An 18176-nucleotide genomic window follows, 5' to 3' on the forward strand; every position below is an offset into this window, starting at 1 on the left:
TGAAATATTATTCAATTCATAGATCTATTTCTTCATACCGCAATAAATCGTCACAATACCGAATGTCAGTCTCTCCTCCTTCAGATCTGCAAATCCTACATTCCTCAATATGTTGAGAAAGTCATCCCCTTCGGGGAACTTCATCACCGAGTCGGGGAGATAGGTGTATGCGTCTCGATGCCGGGATACAAACTTGCCAACAAGCGGAAGAACTGACTTGAAATAGAAAAAATAGAGTTGCTTGAACGGAAACATTCCCGGTCGTGAAAACTCCAGCACAACGATCTTCCCTCCGGGCCTAAGGATGCGGTTCATCTCTGCCAGGCCTTGTTCAAGATGTTCGAAGTTGCGTGCACCGAATGCAACAATGGCTGCATCAAACGAACTGGTCTCAAACTGAAGATTCTCCGCTTCGCCGGCTTGCAGCATGATCGTCGAATCAAGTTTTCGCTTCTGCAGCTTCGCCCTTCCGATCTTCAGCATCTCTTCAGCAATATCAACACCGATCACTTCCCGTGGTTCCAGTCGAAGCGCAGCAATGGCGAAATCGGCCGTTCCCGTGGCAACGTCGAGAATTCTTTTAGGCCGAATGTCCGCGAGATACTCTACCGCTCTGCGCCGCCAATAAAAATCAATGCCGCCGCTTAACAGGTGGTTGAGAAGATCGTAGCGATAGGCAATAGAATCGAAAAGAGAACGGACGTACTGTTTTTCCAATGAGGGGAAATTCCAGATTGTTGAATGACAAAAGATAAGGAAGTTTCAGGTTCGTTCAAACATACTTGCCGGAGTTTTCTATTCTCCTTCCCGTTGGATATATTATCAAATAGTTCATCAGAGTGTTATCATGCCGGTTGTGAAAGTACATCTCCCACCTGTCATCGACCGTTCGTACGGGATCGAAGTGCAGCCCGGGGCGCTTGAGAGCCTCGCCGCGTTCATTCTGCGTCTACGTCCTGAGTCGAAAGTCTTTCTCATAACTGACTCCCATGTTGAGAAGTTATGGGGAAGAACGATTCAGAGAAAGTCATATGAGGCGGGGCTTGAGACGCTGCTGCTGAGTTTTCCTGCAGGGGAGAAGTCAAAACATCTGCGTACCGTCCATGCTCTGCACACACAACTGCTTGCCGCTGATATTCGCCGGGACAGCCTCGTCGTTGCACTTGGCGGAGGCGTGGTTGGAGATGTCGCGGGCTATGTTGCGGCAACCGTGCTGAGAGGTGTGGCATACATTCACGTACCGACGACGCTGCTCGCACAAGTCGACAGCAGCGTGGGCGGGAAGGTCGGCATTAATCATCCTCGCGGAAAGAACCTGATCGGGGCATTTCATCAGCCGTTGGCGGTTTTCATTGACCCCGATGTGTTGAAAACGCTGCCGCAACGCGAGTTCCGCAGCGGACTTGCGGAAGTGGTAAAGATAGCCGCGGCTCTTGACAGACGATTGTTTGAGTTTCTTGAACGAAATGCCGCCCGCATGGCGAAATCAAACCCCAAACTTCTGACAACAATCATCTCGCGATGTGTTGCGCTGAAAGCAGCAGTCGTCGAGGCGGATGAGTTCGAATCCGGATTGAGAAAGGCGCTCAATCTCGGCCACACAATTGGCCACGCGATCGAATCTTCGACAAGCTATTCCATCAATCATGGAGAAGCAGTTGCTCTCGGCCTTGTCGCCGAATCGACTGTCGCCCACCGGGTGGGATTACTGCGCTCACGTGAACTCGACAGACTCATCTCGCTTTTGAAAACTCTTGGCTTGCCGACACGAATGCCGCCACTTTGCAACACACCGAAGTTTTTCTCCGCATTGTCCGCAGATAAGAAATCCGTTGGCAATAGTGCAAAGTACGTGCTTCTCTCCCGAATCGGACGCTGTGCGATTGGTGTAGATGTGCCGATTTCGCTTGTTCGGAGCTTGTTGAAGGAACACACGCGGGTTCGATCATGATTATCGTTTCGATCACCGGACCCGGTATGAAGGATGCACTTGCTCAAATTGCCGCTTCGTCTCCGTATGCAGACATGTTTGAATTGCGTCTGGATATGATCCAAGAGCCGCCTCTCGGAATGCTGATGGGAGCGACCGACAAGCCTGTCATTATCGCGTGCCGGCCTGAATGGGAGGGAGGCAAGTTTCGCGGAACGGAATCAGAACGCATGGAACTTCTTGACGCGGCGGCCGAACTTGGAGCGGCGTATGTTGATATTGAGTTGCATGCAGGCGCGGCAGCTATTCGCAAGCTCCTCGGCGACGGACGCCGTCTCATTCTATCCAATCATTCCAGCGGCAAATTCAAGTTCGATATTGCAAGTTTATACAAACGGATGAGGTCGGCACGCGCGCAGGTGTTGAAGTTCGCCTACACAGCAGAAGATTCCGCTGATATGCGATATGCCATTGAATTTCTTCAACTTGCTGAACGAGACAGACAGAAAGCTGTTGCAATTGCGATGGGAGAATTCGGCGAGCCAACGAGAATTCTCTACAAAAAATTCGGAGCGTGGGCGACGTACGCATCGGCCGGCGTTGGTCTGAAAGCTGCTTCCGGACAAATTCCCGCTGCCGAGTTGAAAAACCTGTATCGATCTGAGCGTATTTCCGGCAAGACAAAAGTCTTCGGTGTAGTCGGCAATCCGCTGAAGCAAAGCAAAGGTGTTTACCTGCACAATCCTCTATTTCAAGCTGAAAAGAAGGATGCGGTGTATTGCAGATTTCCGGTGAAGAATCTGAAATCGTTCATAAATCACATAGCCCCGAAGTTGAACGGGTTCAGTGTCACGATTCCCCACAAGCAAGCAATCATGAAGTACCTTGATCGAACCGATCCGACGGCGACAGCCATCGGCGCCGTGAACACCGTTATTCGGACATCAGGCAAGTTGTATGGAACAAACACAGACGCTCCGGGTGCGCTTGACGCCATAGAAAAAGTCGTGAAGGTTAAAGGAAAGGCAATGCTGATTGCCGGTGCCGGCGGAGCCGCTCGCGCGATTGCGTTTGAAGCGAAACAGCGCGGTGCGACAGTGTTCTTCACCAACAGAACTGAAACAACAGGACGGAGGCTTGCTTCAGAATTCAACGTCAACTTCATTTCGAAAACTGAACTTCTTCGCGCTGGCCGAAAAGGTCTGGAATACGACATCATTGTCAACGCCACACCGGTGGGTATGACGCCGTATGTGAATGTGTCGCCTCTTCCGAAAACCATTCTGAGGAAAACAATTGTGTTCGATGCAGTATACAATCCTCCAATGACGAAATTGTTGCGGGATGCAAAAAGTGCAGGCGCGAAGATTATTCAGGGGACAGAGATGTACTTCAACCAGGCGGCGTTGCAGTTTAAGTTGTACGCGGGCGTGAAGCCCGGGATCTCAACCATGAGGCAAATTCTTGAATGAGGCAGAGAGAATGCTGAAACATATTGTCATGTGGAAGTTCAAGGAAACTGCTGAAGGGGCGAGCAAAGAAGAGAATCTCCGTAAGGCAAAGGAACTTCTTGACTCGCTGCCGGCACAGATACCTGCTATCGAAAATTTTGAAGTCGGGATTGATATACTGCAATCCGACTCGTCATACGATTTGGTGCTGAATTCGTCTTTCCAAAACAGGGACGAGCTCGTTGCATATCAAACACATCCGTCGCATGTCAAAGTGGTTGAGTTTCTTCGCAAAGTGCAGATTGGAAAAACCGTAGTCGATTACGTTGTGTAGATGATTCGAGAAATCCATCCGTTGAACAAGCCGGTGAATGCCAGTATTCTCGTGCCCGGCTCGAAAAGCCTGACCAACAGGGCGCTCATCTGTGCTGCGTTGGCGAAAGGCGAATCTGCAATCATCAACGCATCGGACAGCGACGATACAGCGCTGATGCAAAACGGGCTGAATCAACTTGGCGTTCTTGTTCGGAAGAACAGTGATGCACTCATTGTCGAAGGTACCGGGGGGAAGGTGTATTCTCCAAAATTCCCGATTCCTGTCGGCAATGCGGGAACGACGCTCCGGTTTCTGCTCTCGTTGGCAGCCCTTGCACAAGGGGAAACAGTTCTTCAAGCAAATGATCGGATGGCTGAACGGCCGATAGATGATTTGAGAAAATCGCTTGCGACACTGGGCGCGGTTGTCGAGTTCTCCGCCCATCAGGCACGCTACGTAGTGCGTGGCGGCTCGTTCGTCGGTGGTAGAACAAAGCTGGACGCATCAAAAAGTTCGCAGTTTCTGTCGTCGCTGCTGATGGTGGCGCCGTACGCTACCCGCGACGTCGAAATCGAAGTGGCGGGGGAGATTTCTTCTGTTTCGTATGTCCAACTCACGATGCAGGTTATGCGCGAGTTCGGACTCGACGTCGAGGAACTCGTTGGCAAGGTTTTTCGAATCCGGGCAAGACAGCGATATCTCCCGACGTCATTTACAGTCGAAGCGGATGCCTCGAGCGCAACGTACTTCCTGGCGGCAGGCGCACTGTGTGGGGGAGAAATATTCGTAGACGGCGTTGGACGTGATTCATTGCAGGCGGATGCGACATTTGCTGATATATTGCAGCAGATGGGGTGTACAATCGAACACGAGGCAAGGGGTATCCGACTCAAAAGCAACGGCCGGCTTCAGGGTGTTGATGTTAGTATGAATACGATGCCCGATGCTGTCCCCACGGTTGTTGTGACGGCGTTGTTTGCCAAAGGGGCGACGCGCATCAGAAACATCTCCCATCTTCGTCACAAAGAATCCGACAGGCTTCAGGCGATGGAGACTGAACTGAAAAAGCTCGGTGCTGATATTGCTGTGCATGACGATTGGATGGAAATCAATCCGACGACATTGTCCGGTGCTTTGCTCGATACATATGATGACCATCGTTTGGTGATGGCATTTGCCCTTATCGGATTGAAAATAGATGGAGTAAAAATAGAAAATCCGGCTTGCGTGAAGAAATCCTTCCCGCAATTCTGGACAGAATTCGACAAGCTATACGCATAGAAGAACATGGCAGGAAATACATTCGGCTTACAGTTCAGAATCACAACCTTCGGCGAAAGTCACGGCCGTGCCATCGGGGTTGTTATGGATGGCGTCCGGCCTGGGTTACCGATTGATACGGATTTCATTCAGCAGGAACTCGACCGCCGCCGTCCCGGACAAAGCAAGGTCACAACTGCGCGTAATGAACCTGATGCAGTAGAGATTCTCAGCGGCGTGTTCGAGGGGAAAACCACCGGCATGCCGATCTGCATGATCATCTGGAACAGAGACCAGCAGTCAAAGCCGTATGAAAAGATCAAGGAGTTGTTTCGTCCCGGTCACGCAGGATACACGTATCTCGCCAAATACGGAATCAGCGACTATCGCGGTGGCGGGCGTTCATCAGGAAGAGAAACAGCATCGCGTGTCGCTGCGGGAGCTGTCGCCAAATCTCTGCTTGCGAAACGCGGCATACACATTCTTGCATACACGAAGGAAGTTGCGGGCATAAGCGGCCGAAAGGTCAATCCCAATTTCATCGAGAGGAATCCGCTTCGTGCCGCTGATCCTGAAGCCGCAAGAAAAATGGAGAGCACAATCTTGCAGGCAAAAAAAGAAGGCGACTCGGTTGGCGGGGTTGTTGAAGTTATTGTGAAGAATGTTCCCGTCGGGCTTGGCGAGCCGGTGTTCGATAAGCTCGAAGCAGATCTCGCAAAAGCGCTTATGTCCATTGGCGCGATCAAGGGCGTCGAAGTAGGAAACGGTTTTGCCGCGGCCCGATTGAAGGGAAGTCAAAACAACGACCCGATGTTTTTCGACAAGAAGCTGCGTCGTGTACGCACGAGAACAAACAACGCAGGCGGCATCTCCGGCGGCATCTCCAACGGCGAAGACATTATCCTGCGAATCGCCGTCAAACCTCCATCATCCATCCTCAAGAAACAGCGAACAGTCACGCTAAAGGGAAGACCGGCAACGATATCAGTTGAAGGCCGCCACGATCCGTGCATCTGTCCCCGCGTAGTACCGGTTGCCGAATCCATGGTAGCCCTTACGTTGCTTGACCATCTTACCCGCCAACAGATCTTGAGAAGCAAAACCACTCTGCAGGCATTAAGGGATGACATCGACCTGCTTGATCATAACATCCTGCTGTTGATTGCCGAGCGGCAGAGATTCGTAGAACAGGTGGGAATTCTCAAAAAAAAGAGAGGGCGGCACATTCACGATGCTGCGCGTGAAAAGGAGATTCTTGCCAAACAGCTTGCTGCCGGGGCGGAACTTGGGCTTGACCCCAAATTCGTGAGTGAGATTTGTTCGGCTATCTTCAATCTTGCAAAATCGACACAGAAAAAACTCAACGCCGGCTTGTTGAAGTAGGGATGAGGAAGAGGTATTACGGCACACTATTCGCCTCCTGTAAGTCGGCGGCGTTTGATGTTTAACGAGTTCGCTACAGAATCTCGCCCGAATACGCGAATGTGCTTGTTACAACGGGTAATGGCCGGGAGAAAGTGTCGAACGTCCATCCGCAGCCTGATGTAATTTCTACAAATTTCCTAACGGCGAGTCGGCGCGAGTATCTATGGCGATGATAGAGATTCAGCACATCACGAAAAAGTTCGGGCCTTTCACGGCGGTCGATAATCTGAGCTTGAGCATTGAGTCCGGACAACTGTTCGGATTTCTCGGTCCAAACGGAGCTGGGAAAACCACTACCATCAAGATGCTCACAGGTTTGTATGAGCCGACGTCGGGTCATTGTTTTATCAATGGCCATGATGTTCACTGGACTCCGCTCGAGGCGAAGCGAAGTTTCGGGTACGTACCGGATCAGCCGTTTCTGTATGACAAGCTTTCGGGAAGGGAGTTCCTGCATTTTGTCGGGGGGCTGTTCGGGATGCCGCACGAATCGGTGAAGGCGAAAGTTGACGAGGTGAAAGACTACTTCGAGATCGGCTCGTTTATGGACAAGCGGGCTGAAGAATACTCGCAGGGAATGAAGCAACGTATTGTGCTTTCGGCAGCACTGATTCACAATCCGCCTGTCCTGATTATCGACGAACCGATTGTCGGGTTGGATCCGCGCAGCGCCCGATTGGTAAAAGATGTCTTGAAACAGAAAACGCAAGAAGGCCTGACAGTATTCATGTCCACTCATCTGCTTGAAGTCGTCGAGGAATTGTGCGACAAGATCGCCATCATAAAGAACGGCAAGATCATTTATGAAGAAACACAGGCTCAACGGAACGGCGATCTCGAAGAAATGTTTCTTGAGTTGACGAAGTAGTTATGCGGGAACTTCTGGTTGTTTTGAACACACGGGCGCAGAGCCTCCTGAAACATGCCTTTGAGTTCCGTTGGCAAAGTCTCGCTCAGAACCTTGCATCCCTTCTCGTCTTTGGCGGCTTCACCCTTGCCGTCTTTTTCATATCCCGGAGTGTAACAGACTACGCGATGTCGCAGGCACATATCGGGCTGTTTCTGTTCCACAGGTTTCTTTCGATGCTGCTGTATGTCTTCTTCGTGACCGTAAATGTCGGAAACATGATAGTCTCGTTCGGCACCTTGTACCGCTCGCAAGAAGTCGGATTTCTGATGTCCTTGCCAATCTCTCATGCAAAAATCTTTCTTATCAAGTTCGTTGATAATTTCTTCTACAGCTCAAGCACACTGACGCTGATAGGGCTCGCCGTTCTGTTAGGCTACGGCTCGTATTTCGACATGCCGTGGTATTTCTATTTTGTTGTGATCTTCCTTGTCATGCTCCCGTTCATGTTGATATCGGGAATACTCGCTGTCACCGCATTGATGCTTTTGATACGAATCGGGGCGCGCATCGGGTTTCGACTGCTGCTCATGCTGCTTGTTGGCGCATATGCGACTTCCGTGTACGCGTACTTTCGTGTCACCAACCCGATGGCGTTGGTTGAAGATGTGATGAAGCTGTGGCCGAATGTAAACGACTATCTCGGCTATCTCGATCCGCCGTTTGTAAAGTTCATGCCGAATCATTGGGTTGCAGAGTTTCTGTATTGGTCAATCAACGGCGATCCGGCACGGGCCTTGCCGTACCTCGCCCTCCTTGTGCTGACGATGCTGGGTTTGATTGCTATTGCCGGATTAATGGCGAGAAAATTCTACTACGAAAGCTGGCTTGCAGTTTCGAATTTGCAGGCGGTAAAATACAGTTCCGCGACAAGGTCGTCGGGTCTGTCCAAACTTGACAGCAAAAACCTGTTTTCTCCAAAGCTCGACGCCTTGATGCGGAGGGACTTCTGGCTGTTCTTCCGGGAGCCAAGTCAATGGCTGCATCTCGTGCTGATGTTCGTTCTGCTGCTGATGTTTGTCGTGTCTGTTGCAACGATGAACATCCGGTTTGACAGCCCCGGAATGGAGACGAACGCATTTCTTATTGTCTTCCTGTTTAATGGATTTCTGGTGGCTTCGATTTGTCTCAGGTTCATTTTTCCCTTAGTGAGTTTGGAGGGCGATGCTTTCTGGGTTGTCAGATCGGCCCCGATTGTTATGAACAGACTCTATTGGTACAAAGTTCTGGGGTCGATGGGCGTTGTAGTGTTGCTCGCGGAAACGCTGACGATCAGCTCGGTTTTCCTTTTTTCGCAAAGCATCTACCTTACCACTGTTGCTGCAATCATGATCTTCTTCGTGGTCTTGACACTTGTCGGCATCAACGTCGCCGCAGGGGGGTACTTCGCGGTGTTCAAGGAGAAGAATCCGATGCGCATTGCGTCATCACAGGGTGCATCGCTTACGTTCCTCGGCAGTATGGTGTATCTTACATTCGTGTCGACATTACTCGTAGTTCCCTTCAACAGGTATTTTCATCGGCCGGAGTTCGCCGGCATCCTCACTCCACATTGGATGCACTGGTCGTTCATCCTGATCGGGCTTGTTTCACTGGCGATCTTCTTTCTTTCATCGTTCATCGGGGTGAAGGCAATGCAACGCGGGGGATAGATCATTGGCCCTTGTGTCTGCTTCCGTTTGAATCCGAATCCTTTTTTGTGTTACTTCATGTGTGCAAGCGTCATCATTGCATCTTGCATCATCGGTCGGCGACGAGTCAATGAAGCGGTTCATGCGCCGATCCATCCAGGCCAACCCGACTAATTGGCAAGGCTGCTTTGCCCGGCCCTCGAGCGCTTGAGGCAAACATCCCGTCACAATCGCGAGAATCACACCGGGTCATCTGAAACACATCAATCACATGATTTCTGTTTTATACCGATTGAACATCTTTCGTCGCAGAATTCCGGACATATTCATTCTGATCATTGTGCTGTGTGCCTCCGCGGAAAGTCAGCCAGCAATTGAGCGTTCGCAGGAGGCGGAGCAACAGTTCAGGGCTGCGCTTGCCCTTTTTACGACCGGAGAATATGTTCAAGCATCAGCCGCGTTCGAGCGCCTTGCCGACCGTTCACCTGTTCATCATCGTACCACCGCAGCCATTGTAATGAAAGCAAAAGCTGACCTGTATGGCGGGCAATACAATGACGCGGAAGCAACGCTGCAGAAACTCCTCACACAATTTCCATCGAGTTCCTATAAGGGTGACGCTGAATACACCATGGGACTTGTGCAACTGAAAAAGCAATCGTACACCAATGCGCTGAGGGAGTTCGTTGCGTGTTGGCGAACAATTGCTACTCGCCCGAGTCAGCTTCAGTTGTACAGATTGTTGATGGCCACGATTGACTCAACAATTGATGAATATATTTCCCTGCAAGAATTGCAGCAAGTTCTCGCTGCAACGCCCGGCGGCAGCGAGCGAGAGTTTCTGTTGCTGGGATTGGCGAAAAAACAGCTTCATGAACGCAGATACGCGGAAGCAACCGCTACACTGATTCAGATAGAAAAATCCGGCCAACCTCCTGTGTTCCCGGCGCGCCTCAACGAACTTCGACAATTGCTTGAAGCTCCGAGAGAAATCCGGATTGGAGTTCTTCTCCCGCTCATGAAAAGAAGTACCCAGTCAACCCGGGAAAAGGAAGTGGGAACAGGATTGCTGGATGGCATTTCTTTTGCAATGCAGGAATACGCACGGGGACATCATGCACGGAAGGTGACGCTTGATGTTCGCGACACCGAAAGTGACCCCGCAACAGCGGCAGCGCTGTTCAAAGAACTGGTCACCGACGGCTCTCTACTTGGCGTAATCGGTCCGGCATTCTCCTCGGAAGCCATTGCGGTGAGAAGATTGGCCAACGAATTCCGGATTCCCACCATCACTCCAACAGCAAACGCTAATGGCATTGCCGAATCCGGTTTCTTTGTTTTTCAAGCGAACCCCGATTTTGATACTCGAGCCAAAGCAATGGCCCGGTATGCAGTGAAAACGCTACAGTTCAAACGACTTGCAGTATTGGCGTCGAGAGAGCAGCCAAGCAAGAGTCTGGCGGAAGCGTTTGCCCGCGAAGCGGAACAGTTGGGTGCCACGATCATCACCACGGAATGGTATGACAGAGGCGCTGCCGACCTGACGCAGCAACTACTCGGTGTTCGAAGGAAAGCGAACACGTTTGCCCAGGAGCCGTATCTGAATTTTGAGAAGCTCACACAAAAGGATGTTGGCAAGTTGAGCAAACTCGGCGTATCTGCAAAAATACTGGATAGCCTGATAGTACGACGCAGCGTCACCAATGCCGTTTCACTGCTCGGGCCCGAAGCCCGTTCGATCTTGGCTGAGAATGAGATCCATTTTGTTGTGAGCGATCCGAGAATCGACAGCTTGCAACGGATTGTCACGACGATTGAGGGCCTGTACTGTCCGATTGGTTCACCGGTGGAAATCGGCGTGATTTCCTCGCAGCTTGCGTATTTCGGTATTGAGACAACGTTGTTGGGTTCGGGCGAGTGGAACAGTATTGCCGAACTCAATGCAAACAAGCGGTATGTGAGAAGTGTCCTGTTCGAGTCCGATTCATATACCGATACAAGGGATATGCGTGTTCGGGACTTCACGTACAGATTCTCAAACATGTTTGGCAGAATGCCGGGCCGGAATGACTTCTACGGGTATGATGTGACACGTCTCGTGCTCTCGGCGCTGGACGAGGGTTCGTCAACGCGGGAGCAGTTGCGCGATGCCCTTGCTCAGGTCAGATCATATCCTGCTCTTCATGCGAAGATATCTCTCGCGCCTCGGCGCGTGAATTCCTGTCTGCATATCTTGCAGTATACAAATGAAACAATCCAGCGGGTTGCCGAACTGGAAGTCGAGTGACTGCACTTATGGGCCACGAACCATCTCCTCACCACACAAAAATCAAGGACTGGCCTGAAGCCGAGAGGCCGCGTGAGAAACTCCTGCAGCGCGGAGCGCATGCGCTAAGTGATGCAGAACTGCTTGCCATTCTGATTCGTGTCGGCTCAGGGAAAGCTACAGCAGTCGATCTTGCCCGTTCCATGCTCGTTCAGGAGAAGAATCTGCAAAATATTGCAGGAAAAACACCGCAAGAACTGATGCGATTGAAGGGAATCGGCGAAGCGAAGGCAGTGGAATTGGTTGCCGCGTTTGAGATTGGAAGAAGAGTGCAGGGCATGAACGGAGCGGAACGCCTTGTTGTTCATTCACCCGAAGATGTTGCCAGATTTATGATTCCCCGGCTCAGGGACAGGAAGAACGAATCATTCTGGGTGTTGCTTCTGGATTCAAAAAATGGATTGATGCATGATAAGGAACTGACAGTTGGAACGCTCAACGCAAGCCTTGTTCATCCGCGTGAAGTGTTCAAGCTGGCGATTGATTGGCGGGCAGCGGCGGTCATCGTGGTGCACAATCATCCGAGCGGAAACAGTGAACCAAGCCCGGAGGATTTGAGCATTACCCGGCAGTTGGCCGAGGCGGGCAAAATTGTTGGCATTCCTCTTCACGATCACGTTATTGTTGCGGGTATCGCGTACACAAGCTTTGCAGAACGCGGCCTTTTGTGATGAAAAAACAGGGCTTACGCTTCCCGAATACTGTTGACATCATTGGCCAATTTAGTTATTTTTGGTTCGAGAGTTTAACTGCTGCACCTTATCCCTAAATAATACACTGGAGGTATATCATGAAGGAAAAGAGAGTCGGTCTTTCTGCTCTGTTGGTTGCTTTCCTTTTTGCCTCCTCATTGTTTGTCGCCGGCTGCTCAGGGAAAGCCGATGCCGAACAGATGAGGCAACTGAATAGTCTGAAAGAAGAGTATGCTGCGCTGCAACGGGAAGTGGCATCCAAGGAACAGACGAAATCCAATCTCCAGCGGGAGATTGCCGATGCCAATGCAAAACTGAAGAAATGCAACGACGATCAGGAGATCGTCAAGCAACGTCTCGCGAACTGGAAATAAGGAGAACTGACCATGAAAACAATTAGAATGTATGCAATCCTTGTTCTCGTTGTCGTCTTCGCAGGCGCTTCATTTGCACAGGAACTTTCCAAGAGCGAATGGGAACAGGAAGTCAACAGGTATACGCAATTGCGCAATGAGTTGCAGACCAAACTTCAACAGTTGACAAATGAAGTGGGTGATTTGCAGAGTCAATCAACAAAATTGACAGGTGATATTAACAAGTGTATGGACGAATTGTATGCACTTGTCGGCTCGAACGCGACGCAGGCTGCCGCCTATCGAGCAGAGATTGAAGCGGCGGAGCAAAAAGCTGCCGAATTGATGCGCCTCTCGGATGCGGATCTCTTTGCCCGAAAAAGCGAAGTAGATGCCCTTGCCGCGCAGGCGAAACAATTCCGCACCAATAAGCTCTCGCTGATCCCCGAGTTTTCCGATAGGCTTGATGCACTGGATCAGTCAATTGCAAGTCTGCAACGCACGATTGCGGGCTATGGCCGCGGTGAGTACACAGTTGTCAGGAATGATAATCTGTGGAACATCGCGAAGAAGCGCGATATCTATAACAATGCATGGTTGTGGCCGAAAATCTGGCAGGCAAACACCGACAAAATCAAGAATCCCGACCTGATTTATCCGAACCAGAGATTCTCGGTTCCTGGCGGCAGCGCCCTCGATGCAAACGAGAAAGCAGCGGCAAACCGGTACTATGCAAAGAAACGGCAAGAGGGAGCTTAAGAACATTCCTGCATAAGGATGTACACTCAGCCCTCTTTCCCTCGTCAAGCGGGGAAGGGGGTTTTGTATTTGATGAGAGTGCCATGATGTTGAACACTGCCGAGGTATTAGTTTGGTAGAAAAGAAAATACGTCTTGAAGGCGTTGATACTCTGGGCCTGCTTGGCCTTCATGATGCAAATCTTCGAATTCTGGAAAACCGGTTCGATGCCGCGATTCACATTCGAGGTGAATCGGTGACTGTCCGGGGAAGCCAGGAAGAAGTCGAGCAAGTCGAGAAAGTGCTCAAGGAATTGATCTTCTTGCTGAACCGAAACAGCACTCTTTCGACAAGCGATGTTGAAACAGTTGTGGATCTTGTTACAGCGAACGGAGAGCCCGCCCTGCCCAAGAATATTGTGTCGACCTTCAGTCGGGAAGAGCTTGATTCCGTTGTTCTCTACACAAACAATCAGATCATCCGCGCAAAAACACCGGGCCAGCGCGACTATCTCAAATCCATGAGAAAGAACGATATTGTCTTCGCGGTAGGGCCGGCCGGTACAGGAAAGACCTATCTCGGAGTGGCGCTTGCCGTGGCGAGCCTCAAGAATAATGAGATTACCAAGATTGTTTTGACGAGACCGGCGGTTGAAGCGGGTGAAAGTCTTGGCTTTCTCCCCGGCGATCTTAAGGAGAAAATTGATCCGTATCTCCGCCCGTTGTACGATGCTCTTGACGACATGATCCCCGGCGAGAAGCTGAGGACCTATCTTGAGAAGCGAGTCATTGAAATTGCGCCGCTTGCGTACATGCGGGGCCGGACACTTAACAATGCGTTTGTTATTCTCGACGAAGCACAAAACGCCTCGGCGATGCAAATGAAAATGTTCCTGACGCGCCTCGGGCCGAATTCACGCGCCATTATTACCGGCGACGTGACCCAGATTGACCTTCCGGCAAAATCCGCCTCCGGGCTCGTACAGATTCAGGAGGTTCTGCGAGGGGTAGGGGGCATCGGGTTCGTGTACTTCGATAGAAATGATGTCGTCCGCCATCGTCTCGTCAAGGATATTATCGATGCCTACGATAAATATCAGAATGGAGAGAAGCGGGTGTAACGTTAGCGGGTTTTTCGAGACGAGGTTCGGCTGCTGAGTTTTTTTCTTTTGGCTTCATTCCAAAGGCCATCCATCTCCTCAAGAGTCGAGTCATGGATGTCCTTTTTCATACGTTTCAACTCGCGCTCGATATACTGAAAGCGTTTTGTAAACTTCTCAACCGTGAGACGCAACGCAGTCTCCGGCTCAATGCCGACAAAGCGGGCATAGTTGACGAGAGCGAAGAGATAGTCCCCAAACTCTTCTTCCTGCTTCTTACGTTTTCTCCTCTTAAGCGCTTCCTGCAATTCTTCTCCCTCTTCCCGAACCTTTGCCCATACGTCGTGTTCATTCTTCCAATCAAATCCTACTTTTGCAGCCCGTTCTTGCACGCGAAGTGCCCGTTGCAGTGCGGGGAGACTTTTCGGGACGCCATCAAGCAATGATGATCTTCCTTCGGCCATTTTCAGCCGCTCCCAGTTTCGCTTAACTTCACGGGCGTCGAGGGCCTGTCTTGTTCCAAAAACGTGGGGATGTCGGCGAACGAGTTTGTCGCTGATCTTCTCAAGCACGTCTTTCAGGGAGAATTCCTTCCCCTGCTCGGCAATGGTTGCATGCATAACAATGTGCAGCAACAAATCACCTAATTCGATCTTCAACTCGTCGAGATTGTTCTCGTCAAGTGCTTCAATCACTTCATAAGTCTCTTCAATCAAACTGTGCCGGATTGATTGGTGGGTCTGTTGCCTGTCCCAGGGACATTCATCACGCAGTCGCCGCACAATAGCGATGAACTGTGCGATTTCACGCACAGGGACAGGCGGATATGTGGTTTTCTTCAAGCGACGGGAACTCCTTCGTTGGGATTTTGCGAATGTTGGAATTCAACTTAGAGATTTCATGTCTGAGTTGCAATGCAGAAACCCATTCTCTATATTTCCTTCGCTTCAACGATCATGCGTTTCCCCGCAACACTCGTTCATATCGATCCGGTTTGCGGCGTGTTGACCATAAGTACAATCAAGTCGTTCTCATGAAAGCTCGAATCATTGTTTCACTCGGCATCCTCCTGTTCGTCCTTGTATGCATTGCCTACTACATGAGCGTATCATCATCAGCGACACTCATTCTCGTAAACGGTGTCGTCTATACTGTGAATGAAAATCAACCGGTTGCACAGGCGATTGCAATAGGCGGCGACAGAATTCTTGCAGTCGGATCGGATGAGGAGATTACGTCACGATACACGGCATTGAAGACTGTTGATCTTCAGGGGAGTGCCGTGTACCCCGGTTTCACCGATGCACATGCACACCTTGAGGGGTTGGGCGCTCTGTTGCTGAATATCAATCTCAGCGGCACGAAATCGGTGGAGGAGATTCAGACGCTTGTCGCGGAACGCGTGACAACTGTTCCGCCCGGAGGATGGATACGGGGACGTTCGTGGGATCAGAATAAATGGGCAGGCAAGTCATTTCCTACACATCAGTTGCTTGATCAGGTTGCGAAAGAGAACCCCGTCTATCTCACGCGGGTTGACGGACACGCCGTGTGGGTGAATAAGATAGCCCTCGATCTGGCGGGAATCTCAAAATCAACACCCGATCCGGAAGGGGGCAAGATTCTCCGCGACGGGGAAGGGCATCCGACCGGAGTGTTGATTGACAATGCCATAGCGCTTCTCGATTCTGTTATGCCCGAGCCAACGGAAGAGGAACGAACTGAAGCAATTGGTCTTGCCGTTGAAGCGTGTCTCGGAGTCGGTTTGACCGCCATGCACGACATGGGAACCGATCTTCAGCTCATCGGCATCTACAAGAAATTGATTGAACAGAAAAAGTTCCCTTTTCGCGTCTACGCTGCCATTGACGGTATCGGAAAAACGTGGGAACACTATCTGAAGGCCGGCCCCGAAACCGACGGATATGACAGCCGGCTCACTGTCCGTGCCTTGAAATTGTATGCCGATGGAGCCCTAGGCTCACGCGGCGCGGCCCTTATCGAACCATACTCCGACGACCCGACAAACCGTGGATTAACCTTGACTCCGGCAGAGGCTTTGAAGAACGCTTCGCTTGATGCATTGCGTAAAGGTTTTCAGGTTTGTACTCATGCTATCGGCGACCGCGCTAACCACATTGTGCTGAATATGTATGAAGAAGTACTGGCAAGCGACACGAGACGTGCCGGTAATGCCCGTTTCAGGGTTGAACATGCCCAGATTGTGGAGCCGAACGATATTCCGCGATTTCACGCGTTAGGCGTGTTGCCCTCTATGCAGCCAACTCACTGTACATCAGATATGTATTGGGCTGAAGACAGAGTAGGTTCGCGCAGATTGAAAGGCGCTTACGCATGGCGTTCGTTCATCGAGTCGGGCTCAATTATTCCCGGCGGCTCGGATTTTCCGGTCGAAAGCCCGAACCCGTTGCATGGATTTTTTGCTGCAATTTCACGTGAGGATCATAATGGCTGGCCGACGGGCGGCTGGCTTCCCGAACAACGATTGACAAGGGGTGAGGCGCTCAAGGCCTTTACTATCTGGGCCGCATACGCTGCATTCGAGGAGTCGAAACGCGGATCGATTGAAAACGGGAAACTGGCGGATATTGTCGTGCTTTCAAAGGACATCATGAAGTGTGAGCCTCGTGATATTCTCAACACTCGCGTGCTCTTCACGATAGTCGGGGGAGACATAGTGTATTCGTCTGTTTCAACGCCCTAACGCTTGAGCCATCGTTGGAAGAGAGTGTTGACCGGCAGAAGGTAGACCGCAAGAATTTCGTTCTCAATTTTTCTGAGGGAGCATTATTCGCAGCTTCCGGCTCGTTGATGTCGCCGCAGACTGTGTTGCCGGTGATTGTGGCGATGCTCGGTGGAAGCAACATCACAATCGGCGCATTGAGTGTGATTGTTTGGGTGGGATTGTTTCTTCCGCAGATTTTCGCTGCGCGCTATGTTGAAACTCTCCCTTGGAAAAAGCCGTGGGCGATCAAATTCGGTATTGCCCAACGCGTGACGGTGCTCTGCATCGGGGTGGGATTGCTGCTCTTCGGCGCCGACCAGCCGGCACTCGCGTTGGTGGTGTTTTTTGTGTTCTACTCACTGTGTCAGATTCTGCTGGGGGTAACGACGCCCGGCTGGTTTGACATGTTTGCGAAGATGGTTCCGACGCGCAAACGCGGCCGCCTTGTCGGGATCCGAAGTTCATTGGGGGGAATCGGGGCCTTCTGTTGCGGCCTCATTTTGACCTGGCTTCTCGCCCGTTTTCCATTCCCCCTGGGATTTGCCTTTGCGTTCTTTCTTGCGTTCGGATTGCAGTCGGCATCTATACTTGTTCAGATGGCGTTGGTCGAAACCGAGCCGAGCCCGACTTCTGAGCGCCAACCGCTTGCGGTATATTTGCGGGATCTTCCGCGTGTGCTTCGCGAGAACGCGGCATTCAAGCACTTTCTTGTTGCATCCATGTTTCAGATTGTTGCGTCGATGCCGGTCGGCTTTTATGCCGTGTATGCAATGTCCAGGTTCGACCTGAACAAGGAAGTTGTCGGCACGTTCACCCTGGCAATCGTTGGTGTTCAGGTGGCGACTTCCCTTCTTATAGGGTATCTATCCGACAAGCGGGGAAACAAACTTACATTGGTACTAGCCGCTGTCGCGTTGTTGTGCGCAAATGTCATGGCTCTGTTCGCTCCGTCAGCGGACTGGTTTTTCCTCGTGTTCTTGTTTCTCGGTATCAATCTCGGAACCGAGTTACTTGCCCGATACAACATAGCGGTGGAATACAGTCCCTTGCACCAGCGTTCACGATATGTCGGGTTGATGAACACCATCCTGGCTCCATTCTACATTGTCGGGTTGCTGGGAGGAACGATAAGTGAAGTGTTCGGGTACTCTGCATTGTTTGCCGTAGGGATTATTGCTTCGATTGCAGGAGTGGCTATGACGATGTTTCGTGTGCAGGATCCAAGGAAAATGTTTTCTGAGTCGCACACAGCCGCAAGTATATAAGATTTCATTTCAATAAGTCATCACGCACACATAGGGG

Annotated in this window: 16 protein-coding genes; 14 read left to right on the forward strand and 2 right to left on the reverse strand. The window is 51.0% G+C overall.

The window, feature by feature from the left end; translation table 11 throughout:
- Positions 1–24: 24 nt before the first annotated feature.
- The gene (gene ubiE / locus KF749_02095) at positions 25–735 is read right to left on the reverse strand and encodes a bifunctional demethylmenaquinone methyltransferase/2-methoxy-6-polyprenyl-1,4-benzoquinol methylase UbiE (GenBank protein MBX2989939.1); all 711 of its coding nucleotides are present in this window, start codon (positions 733–735) and stop codon (positions 25–27) included.
- Between the two features lie 112 nt (positions 736–847).
- Between ubiE and aroB the strand changes: the two genes are divergently transcribed.
- The 12 genes from aroB (at position 848) to KF749_02155 (ending at position 14149) form a co-directional block, all read left to right on the forward strand.
- Positions 848–1951: a 3-dehydroquinate synthase gene (gene aroB / locus KF749_02100; GenBank protein ID MBX2989940.1), complete on the forward strand. Its 1104-nt coding sequence runs from the start codon at positions 848–850 to the stop codon at positions 1949–1951.
- Positions 1948–3402 carry a shikimate dehydrogenase gene (gene aroE / locus KF749_02105; GenBank protein MBX2989941.1) on the forward strand — a complete coding sequence of 485 codons (1455 nt, stop codon included), beginning with the start codon at positions 1948–1950 and terminating at the stop codon, positions 3400–3402. Before aroB ends, aroE begins: the two co-directional genes overlap by 4 nt.
- 10 nt (positions 3403–3412) lie before the next feature.
- Positions 3413–3715, forward strand: coding sequence for a Dabb family protein (locus KF749_02110; GenBank protein ID MBX2989942.1), 303 nt, complete (start codon positions 3413–3415; stop codon positions 3713–3715).
- Positions 3716–4978 carry a 3-phosphoshikimate 1-carboxyvinyltransferase gene (gene aroA, locus KF749_02115; GenBank protein MBX2989943.1) on the forward strand — a complete coding sequence of 421 codons (1263 nt, stop codon included), beginning with the start codon at positions 3716–3718 and terminating at the stop codon, positions 4976–4978.
- 6 nt (positions 4979–4984) lie between these two features.
- Positions 4985–6340, forward strand: coding sequence for a chorismate synthase (gene aroC, locus KF749_02120; GenBank protein MBX2989944.1), 1356 nt, complete (start codon positions 4985–4987; stop codon positions 6338–6340).
- A gap of 211 nt (positions 6341–6551) precedes the next feature.
- Positions 6552–7250, forward strand: coding sequence for an ABC transporter ATP-binding protein (locus KF749_02125; protein MBX2989945.1), 699 nt, complete (start codon positions 6552–6554; stop codon positions 7248–7250).
- Between the two features lie 2 nt (positions 7251–7252).
- Entirely contained in the window at positions 7253–8941 is a 1689-nt protein-coding gene (locus tag KF749_02130) for a hypothetical protein (GenBank protein MBX2989946.1), read from the forward strand.
- A gap of 250 nt (positions 8942–9191) precedes the next feature.
- The gene (locus KF749_02135) at positions 9192–11207 is read left to right on the forward strand and encodes an ABC transporter substrate-binding protein (GenBank protein ID MBX2989947.1); all 2016 of its coding nucleotides are present in this window, start codon (positions 9192–9194) and stop codon (positions 11205–11207) included.
- The gene (radC, locus tag KF749_02140) at positions 11204–11917 is read left to right on the forward strand and encodes a DNA repair protein RadC (protein MBX2989948.1); all 714 of its coding nucleotides are present in this window, start codon (positions 11204–11206) and stop codon (positions 11915–11917) included. The genes KF749_02135 and radC overlap by 4 nt, the downstream gene beginning before the upstream one ends.
- Before the next feature lie 119 nt (positions 11918–12036).
- Positions 12037–12312 (forward strand): hypothetical protein, encoded by a 276-nt coding sequence (locus KF749_02145; protein ID MBX2989949.1) that lies wholly within the window; start codon positions 12037–12039, stop codon positions 12310–12312.
- A gap of 12 nt (positions 12313–12324) precedes the next feature.
- Complete coding sequence (locus KF749_02150) at positions 12325–13050, forward strand: LysM peptidoglycan-binding domain-containing protein (GenBank protein MBX2989950.1); 726 nt, start codon at positions 12325–12327, stop codon at positions 13048–13050.
- 112 nt (positions 13051–13162) lie between these two features.
- Positions 13163–14149 (forward strand): PhoH family protein, encoded by a 987-nt coding sequence (locus tag KF749_02155; GenBank protein ID MBX2989951.1) that lies wholly within the window; start codon positions 13163–13165, stop codon positions 14147–14149.
- 2 nt (positions 14150–14151) lie between these two features.
- Here KF749_02155 and mazG read toward each other — a convergent pair whose 3' ends face one another.
- The gene (gene mazG, locus KF749_02160; GenBank protein MBX2989952.1) at positions 14152–14940 is read right to left on the reverse strand and encodes a nucleoside triphosphate pyrophosphohydrolase; all 789 of its coding nucleotides are present in this window, start codon (positions 14938–14940) and stop codon (positions 14152–14154) included.
- Positions 14941–15227: 287 nt separating this feature from the next.
- Between mazG and KF749_02165 the strand changes: the two genes are divergently transcribed.
- Both KF749_02165 and KF749_02170 read left to right on the forward strand, forming a co-directional pair.
- Positions 15228–16853, forward strand: coding sequence for an amidohydrolase (locus KF749_02165; GenBank protein ID MBX2989953.1), 1626 nt, complete (start codon positions 15228–15230; stop codon positions 16851–16853).
- Positions 16854–16867: 14 nt separating this feature from the next.
- A complete protein-coding gene (locus tag KF749_02170) occupies positions 16868–18139 on the forward strand; it encodes an MFS transporter (GenBank protein ID MBX2989954.1) in 1272 nt (423 codons plus the stop codon).
- Positions 18140–18176 lie beyond the last annotated feature (37 nt).

The organism is Bacteroidota bacterium, from assembly GCA_019637975.1.
Classification (GTDB): domain Bacteria; phylum Bacteroidota; class Ignavibacteria; order UBA10030; family UBA6906; genus CAADGV01.